This window comes from Pseudoalteromonas sp. Isolate6 (genome assembly GCF_022398435.1).
Lineage (GTDB): Bacteria > Pseudomonadota > Gammaproteobacteria > Enterobacterales > Alteromonadaceae > Pseudoalteromonas > Pseudoalteromonas galatheae.
On record NZ_JAKEVK010000079.1, the window covers coordinates 1 to 18618 of the forward strand.

12 protein-coding genes are annotated in these 18618 nt (G+C 43.4%); 4 read left to right on the top strand and 8 right to left on the bottom strand.

Translation table 11 applies throughout. From position 1 onward, the window contains the following. Window positions 1–296 precede the first annotated feature (296 nt). The gene (locus tag L1D50_RS12380) at window positions 297–2078 is read left to right on the top strand and encodes a DUF885 domain-containing protein (protein WP_128725716.1); all 1782 of its coding nucleotides are present in this window, start codon (window positions 297–299) and stop codon (window positions 2076–2078) included. A 69-nt stretch (window positions 2079–2147) separates the two neighbouring features. On the opposite strand, the gene mtnK is transcribed toward L1D50_RS12380, so the two are convergent. Further along, window positions 2148–3350 (bottom strand): S-methyl-5-thioribose kinase, encoded by a 1203-nt coding sequence (gene mtnK / locus L1D50_RS12385; RefSeq protein ID WP_138521469.1) that lies wholly within the window; start codon window positions 3348–3350, stop codon window positions 2148–2150. 121 nt (window positions 3351–3471) lie between these two features. On the opposite strand from mtnK, the gene mtnA reads away from it, so the two are divergent. Further along, the gene (mtnA, locus tag L1D50_RS12390) at window positions 3472–4494 is read left to right on the top strand and encodes an S-methyl-5-thioribose-1-phosphate isomerase (RefSeq protein WP_138521471.1); all 1023 of its coding nucleotides are present in this window, start codon (window positions 3472–3474) and stop codon (window positions 4492–4494) included. Window positions 4495–4569: 75 nt separating this feature from the next. On the opposite strand, the gene L1D50_RS12395 is transcribed toward mtnA, so the two are convergent. Genes L1D50_RS12395 through L1D50_RS12405 form a run of 3 tightly spaced genes read right to left on the bottom strand, consistent with a single transcriptional unit; the run spans window position 4570 to window position 6406 of the window. After that, window positions 4570–5112 carry a cupin domain-containing protein gene (locus tag L1D50_RS12395; protein ID WP_128725713.1) on the bottom strand — a complete coding sequence of 181 codons (543 nt, stop codon included), beginning with the start codon at window positions 5110–5112 and terminating at the stop codon, window positions 4570–4572. Further along, window positions 5109–5795: an acireductone synthase gene (gene mtnC, locus L1D50_RS12400; RefSeq protein WP_138521473.1), complete on the bottom strand. Its 687-nt coding sequence runs from the start codon at window positions 5793–5795 to the stop codon at window positions 5109–5111. The genes L1D50_RS12395 and mtnC overlap by 4 nt, the downstream gene beginning before the upstream one ends. After that, window positions 5792–6406, bottom strand: coding sequence for a methylthioribulose 1-phosphate dehydratase (locus L1D50_RS12405; RefSeq protein ID WP_138521475.1), 615 nt, complete (start codon window positions 6404–6406; stop codon window positions 5792–5794). Before L1D50_RS12405 ends, mtnC begins: the two co-directional genes overlap by 4 nt. 102 nt (window positions 6407–6508) lie before the next feature. Here L1D50_RS12405 and L1D50_RS12410 point away from each other — a divergent pair, with 102 nt between their 5' ends. Next, window positions 6509–7648, top strand: coding sequence for a methionine aminotransferase (locus tag L1D50_RS12410; RefSeq protein WP_128725711.1), 1140 nt, complete (start codon window positions 6509–6511; stop codon window positions 7646–7648). Then, entirely contained in the window at window positions 7636–8406 is a 771-nt protein-coding gene (locus tag L1D50_RS12415) for an amidohydrolase (RefSeq protein WP_138521477.1), read from the top strand. The genes L1D50_RS12410 and L1D50_RS12415 overlap by 13 nt, the downstream gene beginning before the upstream one ends. Before the next feature lie 76 nt (window positions 8407–8482). Here the strand turns inward: L1D50_RS12415 and L1D50_RS12420 are convergent, their stop codons facing one another. From L1D50_RS12420 to L1D50_RS12435, 4 genes are all read right to left on the bottom strand, one after another. Next, window positions 8483–11785: a methyl-accepting chemotaxis protein gene (locus L1D50_RS12420; protein WP_239966127.1), complete on the bottom strand. Its 3303-nt coding sequence runs from the start codon at window positions 11783–11785 to the stop codon at window positions 8483–8485. A 211-nt stretch (window positions 11786–11996) separates the two neighbouring features. Then, complete coding sequence (locus L1D50_RS12425) at window positions 11997–15335, bottom strand: amidohydrolase family protein (protein ID WP_138521481.1); 3339 nt, start codon at window positions 15333–15335, stop codon at window positions 11997–11999. Between the two features lie 169 nt (window positions 15336–15504). After that, window positions 15505–17664, bottom strand: coding sequence for an ATP-binding protein (locus L1D50_RS12430; RefSeq protein ID WP_128725707.1), 2160 nt, complete (start codon window positions 17662–17664; stop codon window positions 15505–15507). 149 nt (window positions 17665–17813) lie between these two features. Then, window positions 17814–18470, bottom strand: coding sequence for a response regulator transcription factor (locus L1D50_RS12435; protein WP_128725706.1), 657 nt, complete (start codon window positions 18468–18470; stop codon window positions 17814–17816). Window positions 18471–18618: the final 148 nt, after the last annotated feature.

Here is an 18618-nt window from a genome sequence, read left to right on the forward strand (position 1 = left end):
ACATTAATCTGTATCGTCCGAATTTAAAAGTAAAAAATTTGTCTTTGAAATAGAAAATTTACATTTTTTTGTTGAATTGCTGATTTTCTCATCAATTTTTACTAGGTTGAGTAAATTGTATTCGATCTGAGATATTCGTGATTTTGTCGAATTAAGTTGCATCTGTTACGGGACTCTCCTACTTTGACTAGCAGAAAGTTCATTTCACCATAACAAAAAGCTCAGCGCGAAGAGGAGCTGCCATTTTTGGCAATTGTCCGCAAGCTGAGTAACAACAAAGTATTGAGGAAGTCAGCGTGTTATCACCAAAATTAAAGCTTTGGACTAAGCGTTCAAGCGTCGCCGTTTATCTAACCGTCGCCTTATCTGGTTGTGCTATCACCGGAAGTGACAATAACGCTGAGTTTACTCAAATAGCGAGCGATGTCATGAAATTTAGAAGTGATATCAATGCTTATGGTCGTAGTGACGTACAAGCCGAGTTTCTACTGCCAAATCTCAGTGCAGAAAAGCTGGCGACCACAAACCAACAGCGTCTACAGTTTTTGGCTCAGCTCGACAATATCGACACTTCAGCGCTAAGTGAGGAAAATCAAATCAATCTCACTATTTTGCGTGCGCAAGTGCAAAATAGCGTCGATGAATATCGCTTTCATAGCCACTATATGCCGCTAACCTCGGAATACGGTTTTCATTCTGGTTTGTCTTTTATGATCTCTGGTCATGACTTTAAAAAGCGTGCTGGTTACGAGCTATATTTAGCACGTTTACAGCAAGTTCCTCGTTATTTTAACCAAAATATCGACTGGATGAAGGAAGGTATGGCGGTTGGTTTGACCCAGCCGAAAGCTGTGCTTGAAGGTTATGAAAGTTCTATCGAAGCTTATATCGTTGATGATGTGACAAAATCCGAGTTTTATGGTCCGTTTACACAAAATCAAGCGGGTTTACCTGATGCCGAATTTAAAGCACTGCAACAGCGTGCCAAAAAGATTATTCAAGGCGATGTGATCGCAGCATATCAAAATTACCTTAATTTCTTTGTTAATGAGTATCGTCCTGCGGCAAGAGCTGAAATTGGAATTTCTTCGACACCAAATGGTGAGGCATTTTATGCGAATCGTGCAAAATACTACACCACCACGAATATGACGCCTAAGGAGATCCATGAGCTTGGTCTCAAAGAGGTGGCTCGGATCCGTGCGGAGATGGAAAAGATTATTAAAAAAGTAGGCTTTAAGGGATCTTTTGCCGACTTTGTGCAGTTTTTAAGAACCGATCCACAGTTTTATGCCAAAACGCCTAAGGAATTACTCAAAGAAGCTGCTTATATTGCAAAAAAGATGGATGCTCAGTTACCTAAGCTATTCCATACATTACCAAGAAAGCCATACGGTGTCGCACCAGTGCCAGCGAGCATTGCACCTAAATATACAACTGGACGTTACTCTGGTGCCCGCAGCGATACCGACGCTGGCTATTATTGGGTAAATACCTACGCACTGGATAAGCGACCGCTTTATGTATTGGAAGCGTTGACTCTGCATGAAGCTGTACCTGGACACCACTTACAGATCTCCCTTAATGCTGAGCTAGACTATCTACCGGAATATCGTCGTAACGAATATATTTCAGCTTTTGGTGAAGGATGGGGGTTATATTCTGAGTTTTTAGGTATCGAAGCTGGATTTTATCAAGATCCTTACAGTGATTTTGGTCGCCTAACTTATGAGATGTGGCGAGCGGCTCGTTTGGTTGTAGACACTGGCATGCATATGTTTGGCTGGAGCCGTGAGCGAGCGATGAACTTTATGAAAGACAACACTGCCTTGTCCTTACATAACGTGAAAACGGAGACTGACCGCTATATCTCGTGGCCGGCTCAGGCATTGTCATACAAAATTGGTGAGCTAACTATTAAGCGCCTACGTCGCAAAGCAGAAAAAGCGCTAGGTGATCAGTTTGATATCCGTGAATTCCACCACCAAATCTTACGTCATGGCTCTGTACCATTATTTGTGCTTGAAGACCAAATCGACAAATATATTGAAACCACGATGAATCAAGTGCGTAAGTAACCAAGATTATTCCTCAAATAAAAAAGCTCAAAGTAGTAACTTTGGGCTTTTTTATTTTACTAGCCTAAGCTAGTTTACAAAACTAATAATTAGCTGATACACATCATCGGTCGTTCGGCATTTATTGGCATTAATAATGAGCTGTTCACCTAAGTGTAGTGCTCGCTGTTGCACCGCTAGGCGCGCGCCTTCATCTTCAATCGCATCTATGTCTGCAACATGTGCGAGACCAATGGTGCGGCGGATCAATTCACAACCACAATAACCAACCGCGTCTTGCAATACCTTAGTGAGGAAGTATTCCGCGTAGCCATCTGCTTGCAACGACAGGTCGCGTGTTTGTGTTTTCGCCAGTTCAAGCCAAGTTACATAGAAGCTTGATAGGGTGGTGGCGATACTATCGAGTAAATAAACCTGCATATTTCGACGTTTTGGCAGAGCGTTAATGCGGGCATGTTGGGCACAGTAGTTAAGCAGTAAATTGCCGATAAATGAGCCTAAATCGAAGCCAATGGGGCCAAAAAAGCCAAACTCTGGATCGATTAGCTTTGTATGCTGTGCATCGACGAAAATACTGCCTGTATGGACATCACCATGAAGTAAGGTTTCTGGTGCATTGAGAAATTGGGCTTTCAGTTTTGCCACTTCAGCTAATAACGTCTTATTTTTTCTCAGTATTTCCACAGATGATTGTAATGCAGCAGGAAAGTTGTTTCTTTCAGCATCGCGGTATGGGTCGTCAAAGAACAAATCTTCAGTGATCGAACAAAGTTCTGGGTTAGTGAATTCGGTGACTAGGGCTTTCTTTTCACTCGGTGTTAAGTAAAAGCTTGAGTGGTAAAAGCTGGTTTTTGCTAGATACTTTGCGACGTCTTTGCCGAGTCTTGCAAAGGTGTTCGCTTGGTTTAATTCACCACGCAAAATGCGTAGATGACCAAGATCTTCCAACACAGTTACCGCAAGCTCTGTATTGTGATGCAGCACTTTTGCTGTGGTATCTGGGCAGATCTCACCATGACGTTGTAACACACTAGCTTCAATTCTGGCTCTGTCTAACGTCAGTGGCCAGCTCTCTCCCACACATCGAGCGTAAGGCAAAGCTTGCTTGACGATGATGCTATTTTCCTGCGTATCTTGTACGCGGAAAACCAAATTCAGATTGCCATCACCAAACTCATAACAAGACAAGGTTGCATCTTTATCAAAGAAGCTTCCTAAATTAGTAATGTAATCAATAACTTTTTCTGCATCAAATTCAATGTAGCTCGACATGTTTCTGCACCTTGTGGATATTTGCTAATAGCATTCTATATTTTTAAATGTTTAGATGTCTATACTTCTTTAGGTCTTGATGTAAAATATCACCAGTTACACTTTGAAAAAGCGGGATGTCATGAAAACCTTAATTGCACGTAGTCTTAAATTTGAATCGGGCGTGGTACAGGTATTGGATCAATACTTACTACCACACCAACAGGTGTGGCATGAATGCCGCGACGTTGCGACGATGAGCGAGCTCATTCTGACACTTAAGGTTCGCGGCGCTCCGCTTATCGGTTTAGCGGCAAGTTTGTTAATTGGTTATCTTGCCGAGCAGGGAAAAGATAAAAACACAATTGCCCGTTCGATAGATGAACTTGAAGCAACACGCCCTACAGCGGTGAACTTAATGCACTACATGGCGAGATTGCGTGAAGCGTTACAAGCGAATGATTGGCAACAACAAGTGGTCACAACCGCAGAACAGTTATTTGAAGAAGACACTGCGCTATGCGAGCGTATGGCAAATATAGGTGCAGAGCTTGTGAATGCGGGAGACAATATTCTTACTCACTGTAATACTGGTGCGCTGGCAACGGCAGGTGTAGGCACCGCTCTTGGCGTAATCCATCATGCTGCAAAACAACATGGTGACATTCATGTTTGGGTTGATGAGACTAGGCCACTGTTACAAGGTGGTCGGCTTACTGCGTTCGAACTAGATGCATGGCAAATCCCATACACGCTAATCTGTGACAATATGGCTGCGAGTTTAATGGCGGCGGGTAAAGTCGATAAAATCTTTGTAGGGGCAGATAGGATTGCGGCAAACGGTGATTTTGCGAATAAAGTTGGCACTTACAATCTCGCGGTGTTAGCTCATTTCCATAATATTCCTTTTTATGTGGTTGCCCCGATCACAACGTTGGATAGAAGCTGTCCAAATGGCGCAGCCATTCCAATTGAACAACGCGCCAAAAGCGAAGTAACCGGTGTCAGTGGTAGTTTTGGTGATTGCCAATGGGCACCCAACAATGCAGAGGTATACAACCCAGCATTCGATGTTACGCCAGCGAGTTTGATCACCGGATGGGTGTTGGATACGGGGTTGTTTACGGGTGATGATGTTTTAATAGGCGCTTTCAAAAAAGACTAAAATATTGTTAAACAATGGCGCAATCCCTCTTAGTAGCTCTGGCTATCCACTGTAACCAGAGCTAACTGAGTGGGACTAGTCAAGCAATGGAAACTGTTTTGCAATTTCAGAGTCCGTGCTTTTCGCAACCCAACCCTCTTGATTATTGAACAGGCGAATGGCCGTAAACTCTGGTTCGCTACCCATATCAAACCAATGAGGCGTATTTTCTGGCACTGAGATTAGGTCACCTTGCTGGCATAAAACTTGGTATACTTTATCGTTTAAGTGTAAGCAGAATAGCCCTTGTCCTTTAACAAAAAAACGCACTTCATCTTCGCTATGAGTATGTTCAAAAAGAAATTTCTGTCTCAACTCAGAGGCGTTAGGGTTGCCCTTTGCGAGTGAAATCACGTCGACAGTTTGATAACCGCCTTGTGCCTTTAATCTTTCAATATCGCTCTGGTAGGCATTAATAATGTCGTCTTGTGACATTTCAGCTGTGATATCGGTGCTAGTCTGCCATTGTTCAAAGCGTACGCCTTGCTCTGCGAGTAAAGATGCGATGATGTTTGCGTCTTGCTCTTGCTGTAAAGCTTGGCTTGGATTCTGTACCTGGTAGATAGTCAGTTGACTCATGAAAATGCCCCTTCATCAAAATGGTCAAAGCTTGATATAACTGGATGTTCAGGTGATGTTGCTTGTGCATCTCTAAACAGTTGTAATGTTTGCATGCCAGCGGCCTTTGCCGCGTCTAGCTCGGCTACGATATCGCTTAAAAAGAGGATTTGATCCGCTTCATACGGTAGGGTTGCAATAATATTCTGATACGCCGAAATTTCCTGCTTGGCACCCACTTTAGTATCAAAGTAGTCACTAAATAGCGGGCGAATATCACCATAGTCTGAGTGGGCAAATAGTAGCTGCTGCGCTTTCACAGAACCCGACGAATATACGTAGAGGTCGCGGCCATTCGCTTTTTGTTGTGTTAAAAACTGGTAGGCATCTTCATACAAATGTCCGGTAAAATCGCCGTTTGTATAGCCAAACTGCCAAACGAGACCCTGTAGCTGTTTTAATGGCGTGATTTTTTTATCAGCGGCGATCCACTCAAGTAGCGCGGCAATCACGGTATCAATATCAGCGTTAGTATTATCCAATTCTGCTCTGACGGCACTAATTTGCTCGGTAACGGCGGCGTCATGCTGATGGTCGCGAATAAATTGCGGTAAATGCGCAGCAGCATACGGGAATAGTATCTCTTTAACAAATGAGATGCGGGTAATTGTCCCTTCAATATCTGTTAAAATGGCTTTGATCATTGGCGCCCCTCCAATTTAATGCGTTCTAATTCGCAGGCAAATAAAAACTCTAAGCCCTCAATATGACGACGCGTTTCTTGCACTGTACGGCCCACTGCGTATAACCCGTGACCTCGGATCAATACACCGTGTATAACCGGTGTAGTTTGATGAGATTGCGCCACGCGCTGTGCTAGCCGCTCTATATCCTGATCGTTATCAAAAATAGCAATGGATAAGGTTTCTTCATGCGATTGAATGCCAGACAGTGACTTTTGCATTTCATAACCACAGATCTGAAATTGCTCGCCTTGAATAAATCGCGATAACACCGTCGCAGCAACGGAATGAGTGTGTAATATGCACTGTGCACCCGCGCATAATTCATATAATTTTAGGTGTAATGCGGTTTCGGCTGAAGGCTTGCCACCACCAGCAATGATGGTGCCTGTGGTGTCTAATTCCAGAAATTGTTCTGGTGTTAATTTACCTTTATCAAAGCCGCTGGCCGTGACAACAAAGCCAGAGTCTGTTTTGATAGAGAAATTACCACCAGTCGCGGGAACCCAGCCTTGCTGAGCAACCCAAGCTCCTGCTTCGATAAGCGCGAGTTTTGCGGCTTGTGTGTGCATAGTTAACACCTATATATCAAATGCGTTTGGACGGCTATACATCTATTTTAAGCAATGATAGCATCCACTCACGATTAGCACCATAAGAAAGAGAGTGTTGCAGTGAAAAGTAAATTACCTCAGGTTGGAATTAGCATATTTAGCCAAATGACGGCATTAGCGAATGAGCATGGTGCGATCAACCTATCGCAAGGCTTTCCGGAGTTTGATGCGCCTGATTACCTCAAATCACAACTGAGCCACTATGTTGGCGAAGGTCAAAACCAGTATTCGCCTTCTGCTGGCGTACCGAGCTTGCAAGCACAAGTTGCGGCATTAATTGAACGTCGTTATCAGGTGAATGTTTCAGGACAAGAACAGATCACGGTGACCTCGGGCGCAACGGAAGCACTCTTCGTGGCAATTCAGGCGATAGTATCTGAAGGGGACGAAGTTATTGTATTTGATCCAGCTTACGACTCTTATGAGCCAGCAATTGAACTGGCTGGGGGGAAAGCCGTGCACATCGCGTTGACTGCACCGCATTACCAAATTGATTGGCAGCAAGTCGCAGCGAGTATCAACCCAAATACCCGTGCTATTATCATCAATACACCGCATAATCCGACGGCTAAAACGCTGAAGCCGTCAGATATAGCGCAGCTGAAACAGTTGCTAAATCAGCATGACTTGTTATTGATCAGTGATGAAGTATACGAGCATATTACCTTTGATGGTTTGCCCCATTTGAGCGCATTAACTGATCCTGTATTGTTTGAGCGTGCGTTTGTGATCTCAAGCTTTGGTAAAACTTTTCATAGTACAGGCTGGAAAATGGGCTACTGTGTGGCGCCAAAGCAAATGACTGTTGAGTTTAGAAAGATCCATCAGTATGTAACATTCTCAAGCTTCACTCCGGCACAACTTGCATTGGCAGATATGCTTGCTGAACATCCTGAGCACGTTGATGAGCTGAGTGGATTTTATCAACAAAAACGCGATGTTCTGGTTAAGGCGTTAGCGTCAAGCCGATTTACTTTGTTGCCAAGTGAAGGGACTTATTTTTTGCTTTTGGATTACAGTGAAATTTCTGATCTTGATGATGTTGCCTTTTGTCGCTATCTGGTGGAAGAGGTTGGGGTGGCGGCAGTGCCACTCAGTGTTTTTTACCAACAAGCATCTGAAGACAAGGTCATTCGATTATGCTTTGCTAAGGAAAATAAGACATTAGAAGAGGCTGCAAAACGCTTATGTCAACTTTAACCGTTACTCTTGTTCAAACAGATATCCAATGGCTTTCACCTGAGGCCAACTTTACCCATATTGAACGTTTGCTAGAAAATGTTGAGCCAAGCGATTTAATTTTGCTACCAGAGACATTTGCTACCGGCTTCGCCGTAAAAGAGCTGGGTGTTGAGCGTTATGCTGATGCAGCCATCGAGTTTTTACAGCAATGTGCTCAGCGCTTTGAAGCTGTTGTTGCGGGCAGCATATTGGTTCCGCAAGGAGATAAAAAGGCCAACCGTATGGTGTGGTGCCAACCGGATGGAGAGATACTTCATTATGACAAAAGACACTTATTCTGTTTAGGTAATGAGGGGGATTTTGTGGTTGCTGGTGAGCACCGTGAAGTGTTCGAATTAAAAGGCATAAAATTCTTACCGCAGATCTGCTATGACTTACGTTTCCCTGTATTTCAGCGTAATCAGAATGATTATGAGGTTATGATTAATATTGCAAACTGGCCAGCGGCACGCCGAAATCATTGGGATACTCTACTGGCTGCTCGTGCAATCGAGAATCAGTGCTTTGTGCTTGCGGTAAATCGCGTAGGTGAAGATGGGTATGGCACCGCGCATAATGGTGGTACAAAAGCGATTGACTTCAATGGTAATAGTCTTGTTTCGGCAGCAGATGACCAAGCAGAAGTTATTACCGTAAAGCTAAAACTGAGCGACTTGCAGCAGTATAAAGCTAAATTTCCAGCCCATCTCGATGCGGATAAATTTACGCTGGCATAATACACATTGGTACATGCATAACATGCCCAACTAAAAGGCTTAGTTGGGCATGCTCTAACTCGAAACTCAACAGGTTCTAAGATGCATTATATTGATGCACAAGCAATTCACCTTCTCTGCCAGTGGCGCTGTAATCATTTTTTGATAAACGGAAATAGCTCAACTGGGTGCGCATTTCGTGGGCTTGCTCGGCCATTTGTCTTGCCGCTGCCATTGTTTCTTCGGTAATTGCAGAGTTTTCTTGAATAAGATCCGTCAGTCGTTGCACCACCAAATCCACTTCTTTGATGGCTTGCTGCTGCATTGAGGTCGATTCATTGATTTTAATGATGTTGTTATTTACATCACTCACTGCACCAACGATTTGTTGCAGCTTTTCACCGGAACTATTCGCAAGCTCAGTACCTTGCTCTACCTTCTGATTACTGTTAGAGATAATTTCTTTAATTTGCTTTGCAGAGGCGGCGCTGCGCCCTGCTAGTTCCCGCACCTCATTTGCAACGACGGCAAAGCCGCGGCCATTTTCTCCCGCTCGTGCCGCTTCGACGGCGGCATTAAGTGCCAGTAGGTTGGTTTGAAACGCAAGCCCATCAATCACGGATACAATTTCATTAATGTCTTTACTGGCTTTGTTCACCTCAATGATAGCGGCTACGGTTTGGGCAGATAAATTGCCTCCTTCTTTGGCTATGTTTTCTGCGTTTGTTGCCAGTCCTACGGCATCACCTGATTGGTTTGAAACCTTAGTAAGCTCATCTAGCATATTGCCAGTGCTGGCACTGGCTTCTTCTAAGTTTGCTGCTTGCTCTTCTGTGCGTTGGCTGATTTCGGTGTTACTCGCCGCTATTTCTCCAGCACTTTGGGCAACATAGTTTGCTGCGGCTTGGATCCCTTCAATGACACTGGTGAGCTTTTGAATTGTGGTATTGGTGTCCTCTTGAAGAGATTTAAACACGCCAAAATATTTACCATCCACTTTATTACTTAAATCGCCCTTAGCAACATTCGCCAACACACTACTGACTTCTGAGATAGCATCTGAAACTTGTGAGGTCGAGCCGTTTACGTCTTCTTTTAGTTGCTGTAATTGACCTTGTAGTTGTAACTCTATTTTTTGGCTAAAGTTACCTTCGGACATTGCACCCATTACACTGCCGAGTTCTTCAATAACTTGATTTAGGTTCTCGACTGAACGGTTGATATCACCTTTAAGATTGTCAAGCTGGCCAGACATCGCAGATTGAATGGTGCGATCAAATCGACCATGACTAATTGCCATCATCACTGTTGAGATTTCTGAGATAGCGACATCAACGGCGGTGACGGAAGCATTGATATCATCTTTAAGTTGAGCTAGTTGGCCTGTTGCTACTACATCTACCTGTTGTTTAAAGTCGCCATTGCTGACACCGGCCATTACAGCGCCGATCTCTTTCATCACTCCGTCTAGGTTTGCCATGCTGGAGTTGATATCTTGTTTTAACGTCTCTAATTGGCCTGCGAGTGGAGCATCAAGTTGCGCAGAGAAGTTGCCTTGACGCAGTGCAGACATAATCGTGCTGATACCGTCAATCGCGCTGCTAAGGCTACGTACGGAATTATTTACCGAATCTTTGAGTTGTGCTAATTTTCCTTTAGCGGGTACGGTTACTTGTTCCTTAAAGTTACCTTGCTCAATATTGGCCATCACATGAACTATACCGTTCATGGTTGAATTAATCGAAGACAAGGAATCATTGATATTATTTTTGAGCAGGTCTAAGTCGCCAGACATCGGAGCGCTGAGTTTGGTATCAAACTGACCATTTGCCATATCAATAGAAATTTCATTAAGCTCAGAAATAGCTCGACTTAAGGTATTGGCGCAGTGGTTAGTGGCATCTTTTAGGGTTTCTAGTTCGCCTCGACAAGGTACTTTTATACGCTCTTCAAACTTGCCCGATGCCATTTGATTCATGACGCGGTTAGCTTCTGTGATAGAAAGCTGCAACGCATCCAGTAATGAATTAAATGCTTGTGCACTGTTGCCTATTTCATCATGACTTCGAATGGGGGCTCGCAAAGAAAAGTTGCCTTCCTGTTCAACCAACTTCATGGTTTCCACCAATTCGTGGACGGGTTTTGTGAGCGTTTTTGAGAACCAGTAGGCGACGATTAGTACTAATACGATAGTAACGGCTAAAATAATCATCAGATATTGAGAGAGTGAAGTGACGGAAGCGAATGCTTCTGACTCGTCCATCTCGGCAAGTAGCGCCCAACGGGTATTAAAGACCTCTACCGGTGTATAAGCAGATAACACGGCTTCGCCGTTATAGTCCTGAATAACTTGTTGTCCAGATTTATTATTCAATGCTTGAGAGACCGCAAATGTTGCTACTTTGCCGCGCTCAGGATATCGGAATGAATTTACCACTGAGTGGTTTTGTGGGTCTAAGAAGGAATCAGAGCGCATTAGGCCCTCAGGACCGACTAAGTAGGTTTCACCACTTCCTCCCAAGCCCTCTCGTTCGGTCATGATAGTGTTGATGGCATCAATAGATAATTGTGCAGCAACAATTGCAACGGTTTGACCATTAACCACTATGGGTTTAGCGATAAAACTAGCGGGCGCATTATAAGAAGGGAGGTATTGTTTATAATCGGCAAATGTACTGATTGTTGGATCGGTTGAGTTTTTTAGTTCTCGATAAAGAGAAGCTAAATTACTATTGGCATAGGGACCTGACTCTAGTGATGTAGCAAAATCAACTTCTTTAAATACAGAATAGACAATATTGCCGTTGCGAGGGTCAATAATAAAGATATCGTAAAACTCGTAGATGTCGGCAATGTTCAACATGTACGGATGATAGCTACGGTGAGCTAAGTCATAACTATCTAAATGCCCAGTTTCAATAAACTTATATTTCTCGCCAACAGGGTAGGGATTACTGGCTAGGTAGCGTGCTTGCAGTGCAAGACCTGACTCTGAAATATTACTGATTAGTTTTTCGGTACTGGTGTCCTCTGGGTTTTCTTGATTAAACTTAGGTACGAACACTTCATCGTAAAATCGAGATAGCTTGACATAGTTTGTATCGCCTTGGGCGCTTGGAAAGCTGGTAATGAACTCTTGTGCGATCACGGGAAGCAATGGATTTGCCGTAAAGGCATTCAGCTTATCCTCAACGGTCTCAAAATAGCGGTTAACCGCACTTTTTTTAATCTCACTCACTGCTCCAAGTTGTGAATATACTTGCGCTGTCATGGCATTTGATGCGGTATAAAGTGCAATAGAAATAATCACTATTAGTGGCACGAGGGCGACGATTAGAAATGCAAAAATCAGCTTTTTAGTTAAATTAAGAGAGCTAAAGAACTGTGAAAACCCGGACATAACCTAATTCCCTGTTGCTGGAGGTACCTATAACAGCATAGAACAGTATTGGTTAAGATCTAGACAAAAAAGAAAAAAGCTCGGCTATCTTTATGGCCGAGCTTTTACATTTAACCTTTCTCTTTTACAAGAGCGAGACTTTATACCAGTTGTATTAAGTAAATGATCTATTTCACCCTTCAAATTGATTAGAGAATTAATTCAATTGGTATTAATGTTTCCAGTGATAGGTATGGGCTTTTTCTTCCATGTACTCAGCGGTTGCTGGGTGCATTTGTGTTTGTACGCCATTTTCAAAGAAGAAAGGCTGGCGTTTATTATCATAGTTACCAATTTCATTCATGGTCGCTGCATCATAGATACGGCCATTGATCACGGTGTAGGCAACTTTTTCTGATTCACGAATATTAGAAAGTACATCTCCATCAATGATGGCAAGGTCAGCTAGTTTCCCTTGTTCAATCGTGCCAAGGTCGCGATCTAGCCCTAAATATCTCGCGCCATCGATAGTACCACTACGAAGCGCCTGCCATGGGGTAAAGCCACCTTGGGCCATTGACCATAACTCCCAATGTGCTGCTAAACCTTCCCGTTGGCCGTGAGCACCAATGTGTACAGTAACACCTTTATCACGCAACTGTTTCGCAGTTTTAGCGACATTAATGTGGTTGTAGTGACGTTCAGGCGCTTTGCTTGGGCGAATTGACCTTGGTTTGACTATATATTCAGGAACAAAGCTCATCAAGCGCTCGTTTTCCCATACATTGGTGTGATGATACCAATATTCTTCACCAGCAATACCGCCGTAGGCAACAGCAAAAGTCGGAGTAAAGCCAACGTTTGTTTGCCCCCACATTTGTTCGATATCAGAGTAAATATTCGCAATCGGTAAGGCATGTTCAACACCTGTGTGACCATCGATTATCATGTTCATGTTGTGTTGGAATTTTGAGCCACCTTCAGGTACAACCATGATTTCCATGTTTTTTGCCGCCTCCAACACTTGTTGACGCGTCTCACGACGAGGGTGATTGTAACTCTTCACCGAAATAGCGCCTGCGTCTTTTAAACGTTTAACATGGAATTCAGCGTCTTCAAGGTTGCTGATAGGTGTTTTGTAGCCAGGTGCATTGCCAGCATATAAGATACGGCCGACAGAGTAGGTTCTTGGGGCCACGGTGAGACCTGCTTTTTGCAACTCAGCCATTGAGAACACCTCACCAGAGTCATTGGAAGGATCATGGATAGTTGTCACACCGAAGCTCAAGTTTGAGTATTGATTCCAGTTCTGTTGTGGTTGCAGGTTACGGCTGCCGTAGCTGCCATGTGCGTGGGCATCGATAAGTCCTGGGATCACGGTTTTACCGCTAATATCCATCACTTTAGCTGTGCTAGGAACGTCTAGTTCACCTTGCTTACCGACCGCAACGATGCGATTCTCTTTGATCAGAATAACACCATTGTCGATGATTTCTTGTTCGTTCTCAGCGTTACGCATAGTCACTACTTTACCGCCGACTAGCGCAATCATACCTTCAGGCTTATCTGCTTTTTGCTCAAAACTTAAGTCAATGCCTTCAGCGGTTAGCTCGTCGGTGTTGTCAGATGCACCATCGACGAAAGCGAAAGTGTCAGTCAGTTTGCGTTGATAAAGTGTGGGACCAAATGCCCAAGTTAGCGCGCTGCTATCCGCTTTCCAATTTAGGAAATCACCAGAGTACTTTGACACTTGCTTAACTGGGAAAGCTTTCTCACCCTTGTTAATTGATAGGGCTTTACCTGTACTGGTAAAAGGTGCAACAAAGGTATTGAAGTGCTCGATAAATGCCACGTATTGGCCGTTTGGAGAGACTTTAAAATCAAAGACGTAATCACCTTTGAAGTGGCTACGTTCTTCTTGGCCATTGAGGTTAACACTTTTAAGCTCACGATGTGTTTCGTCACTCATTGTTGAGAAGTAAATGCGCTCTGAGTCGGCTCCAAAGTGAGGATTATCACCATTTTTAATAATGCGCTTTGCTTCGCCGCCTTTGGCATCAATCAGATAAATACCTGGGTGCATTGACCAATCGCCACTTAACAAGTAGCCACCCGTGACCTTTTTAAATAGCACGTTTTTACCATCAGGTGAAAAACTAGGGGAGATATAGTGACCTGGTTCTTGGGTGATCACTTTACCCTTACCGCCAGTTGCAGATACAACACGTATCGCGCCTAAGTCTTTGTCATTCCACGTCGTGTAGACGATAGACTTACCATCGCGAGAGTAGCTTGGGTAGAACTCAAAGTGGTTGGTTTGTTTAGTGAGGCGCCTTACTTTACCTGACTCAATGTCTTTTATGTAAAGGTAGCCAAGCGCTTGGAATAGCGCAGTTTCACCATCTGGAGAAATTTGCGACCAGCGCGCGAGTTTAATTTTAAAAGTATCAGGTGCAACATCCACAGCAAAACGCAGTGCCGGTGTAATCTGTTTTTCAGCAACAACACGAGTAGGGATGATGCTCACCTCTTTTGACTCTATATTGACGCGGTTGAATACCCCTTTTGCCCAAAAAACCAGGGATTTACCATCTGGCGTGTAAGCAAAAGAAGGCGTGTTACCATGTGCACCATTGGCTTCTTGCAAATCACGGTCAAGCCCTGAATATACACGAGTCTCAATACCTGAACGTAAATCTTTGATGTATAAAGCGCTGACCATTTCGTTGCTGTTGTCTTCGCGCTTAACAAACGCAATTGATTTACCGTCAGGGCTAACGGTTGGGCGAATAGCACCTCCGGCACCACGGATCACGGTTTCTTCTTCACCTGTAGCTAAATCCCAACTACGAATTTCAAAAACAGAGTCGAGCGAGTTTTTATTATACTCCCAGCGTACGCCTGAGGTTGCGTCAACTGAGTAATAGATTTTTTTACCGTCGTGAGAAAACGCGGGTTCTGCAACGTTCTTTTGAGAGCTTGTACCATGCAGACGTTCGCGAACTAATACGCCTTTACCACCACTGATGTGATACATGCGTATTGAACCTGCTGGGATGGTACGGCCTGTTACTTGACCCTGTTTTACCGCAATATATTGACCATCTGGTGACCATGCCGGGTTATGAATAAGGTTATTTACTTCTTTTGACACCTGGCGTAGATTTTGACCGTCAACGTCCATCACCCACAGGTTGTCACCGCCTGCGCGATCAGAGATAAACGCGATGTATTTACCGTCAGGGGAAAACTTAGGTTGAATGTTCCAGCCCATATCTGCTGTGAGTGCTGTTGCTTTACCGCCGCCAATTGGCATGATGTAAAGGTCGCCAAGCATATCAAAGACGATGTGCTTACCATCAGGACTAACATCTAAGTTACTCCAGGTGGTTTCGTTAGTATCAATGGTGATGGTTTGCTTTTCGCCTGGTGGGTTGAGCACATCCCAGCCTTTAGTTGATTTTTCTTCTGCTTGCGCGGCTGTAACAGCATCATCAGCGCTGGCTGGTTGAGCTAAACTAATCACAGCTGCACCGATAGCAATCGCTAGGGGGGTTTTAAAAAATGACATAGATGTTCCCTAATTTTATAGTTTTTATCTCAGACGCGTAACGCGTCTAAGTAAGTTAGCGTTAATATAAATTGGCACTAAGCATGAACAAATTTTATGATGATGTCGAACGAGATGCGTTTAACCCCGCAAAATGAGCGGGTGTTAAATCGAGTGCGTATCATAACGCTTATCCTATAGCCTCTTTGCGGACAAACTGGAGGTAGGCCGCAAGGCTGTCTTGCCATAGCGTCATGGCTTCTGTGAGTTCATCGTGACAAGATTTTCCGTCCAATAATCGGCGCTCTGCTTTTTTCAAATTTGAACCGTAGCGATTAAACCCGAGTTGCAAGGCCGTGCTGGCTTGGCGGTGAAGTTGTCTGATGCATTGTTCTCGGTCTTGTTCCAATAATTGCTGAATATGAATAAGTTTATTTCGTGCAGATAATACAAACTCGTTGTAAATCGAAGAAACTTCATCCTCACTAAACCCTGATTTCAAAGCATTTACGGCTGTTTCATCGTAAAGAGTATCGGGCAATTCCACGCTTACACTAGCCTTTTTCGGGGACTGTGATTCGCTCAGCGCTTGGCGTAACTTTTCTTGTTTTATCGGTTTACCAACGATATCGCGAATGCCAAGTGCTAGATACTCTTTGACCTCATCGGGGCTGAGGCTGGCGGTAAAGGCTAAAAATGGAGTTCGCTTGTTTTTATGCTCACAGTTTTGTAGCTGTTTTAATACTTCTTGCCCGGAAAGATCGGGCAAATTCATGTCTAACAGTACGACATCGAAACGGTGTTCTACCAGCATCTCAATGGCGCTTTTACCATTGGTTGCCAATTTAACCTTATGCTCATCTTCTGCCATAAACTCGATAGCGATTTTTTGGTTGAGATCTAAGTCCTCTACCAACAGCACTTTTAGACCCGTGATACAGTTATCATGCTGCGGACGTTGCTCTACTAAGCTCAGTTCGCCAATGTTTAATAGTAAATCAAAACTAAATGTGCTGCCTTTACTTAGCTCACTTTTGATATCTAGTTGTGAATTCAAGCGGTTGAGCAAGCGGCTAGTAATGGCGAGGCCCAAACCTGTACCACCTTTAACTTTACCGGCACTACTTTGTACGTAAGGCTCAGTTAGTTTATTAATGTCTTCACTATCAATACCTGGCCCTGAGTCCGTGATACTAAAGCGCACTTTATGCTCAATTTGTTGGTCTTTTAAAATCTCAACTTTGAGTTTTACCTCGCCTCTATCGGTGAATTTTATGGCATTTCCAACGAGGTTAATTAGGATCTGTCGTAGTTTCTGCTGGTCAAAGTAGTAACACACCTGATCGGGCAGCTCGTACACCAATTCAAAGTGTAGCTTTTTTTGCTCTGCAAGCGGACTTAGCAGCAAACAAAGGTTTTGTAGCCAACTTCTAAGCTCAACGTCTTCTTCGTACAAAGCTTCATCGCTTTGTTCCAAACTCGCGTAGTCTAGTACTTTATCAATTAGTAGATTTAATGATTCAGCTGAATTTACGATAGCTTCACAATAAGCTTTGTTGCGACTGTCTGTGGTGCGTCCTAGTATCAGTTGAGCACTTCCTAAAATACCATTAAGTGGGGTTCGGATCTCATGGCTGATCGTTGATAAAAACATACCGCGCAGCTCTAGGTCTTGCTGTGCTTTTAATGCTAATTTATTCAGATTTTGTTCTCTTTGCTCATTACATAACAGCGCCATACCTGTTGCATAAAAAATAGGAGCAAGAACACCATTGAAGAAAATGGTGATAGTAAACCAGTTTTCTTTGAAAAGCGTGAAATGAGTAACATCCCCCATCAGCAAGGTTCTGCCTGTAAATATCACCAGAATGATGAGTAAAATAGTGATATAGACTATGCTGCCATTGGGGTATTTGTTTCGTGCAAAGCGGCTAAAAAAATATAGGAGTAGCGCAGCTTCAGCGATGTGCTGTAAATCAGAGATAAGCATCCGATCTCTCAGATTGGGGGCAATAATACTGCTGTAAATCAGTAATATGAAAAGCCCAGCGGTTACACCGAGAAATAGCTTAAAAGAAGGGCCTCTGATCCCTAAAAACTGCCGTATCGCCATGCAATGAATAATGGAAGCGGCGAATAACAAGGTGTTAGCAATGGGAATGGTTTCCCAGTTGTTAAAATAGCCATGTAACGCAAAAGAAGAAATCGCGCAGAGCAAAACTAATGGGTAAAAAATATAGAGTAGTGTTCCAGGTGTGCTTTTATTTGCTCGCCAAGTTAAAAAGGTAAGAAGTGCCATCATTGCAGTCATGACGAGACTGGTTAGGTAGAGGGTTTTTGGGTCGAGCATTTACCTAAAATTGCTTTCAGTTGCGATAAAAGCTTAGCATAGAGGTATTCGCTAAGGCAGTAAAGTTTATAACTGAGAGAAGCGCTGAGATCATCATGTCAGCGCTACCTTTTCTCTGTCGACTTTCGTCAGTCGGTTCAATATATAGTTTAGCGAATTTCGTCAGGAATATTCTGTTGGGCCCACGAAAGAAGTTCGATACGGTTACGACATTTGGTTTTGCGAAATGCACTATATAGATGTGTTTTTACCGTGTGTGGACTGATGTTTAGCTCTTCAGCGATCTCTTTGTTTTTCGCCCCTTTACTCATTAGCGCGATAATTGCTTTTTCTCGCTTAGTGAGTTTCACAGGTTCGATATCACCTTCGGTTAGTTTATGTAATGCATCTTTATTAAATTGCAGCATGCGATTTAACACGTTACACATTACGTCACGGCGATACCAAAGTTGATCTTCAAGTAACATGCGGATCCCTTTCATTAGCACGTCGGCATTGTCTGTCGTGTAGAATACACCACGAATGCCGCTGAGTAGCGCACGATTAGCAAGCTCTGGATTTTCATCTAAGTTGAACAGCACGATATCGCATTTTACTTTGAGGTTGACAAGTTGTTCTTTTAATTTACCCCAAGAATCATTTACCGCGGTTTCGATGAAAAGTAATCGAGTACCTTCAGGCACATCTGAGATATCAGTTCCAGTTGTCACATCCAACCCTTGGGTTTTCAACAAAGGTTGTAACACATTGATACCAATGGTGTTAACTGGTTCTTTATCTAATAACAAAAAAGCACTACTGCTCATTTTGGACACACTCTATTTTTTCCGATTTCTCAATGCTAACACGGGATTCAGACCTTTTGTATTAGAATTTTTAGCACAAGATAGATAAACCCGCTATATAACAAAGTGAAATAATAAATCGGAATTATGTACAGAATATGTATTGAAA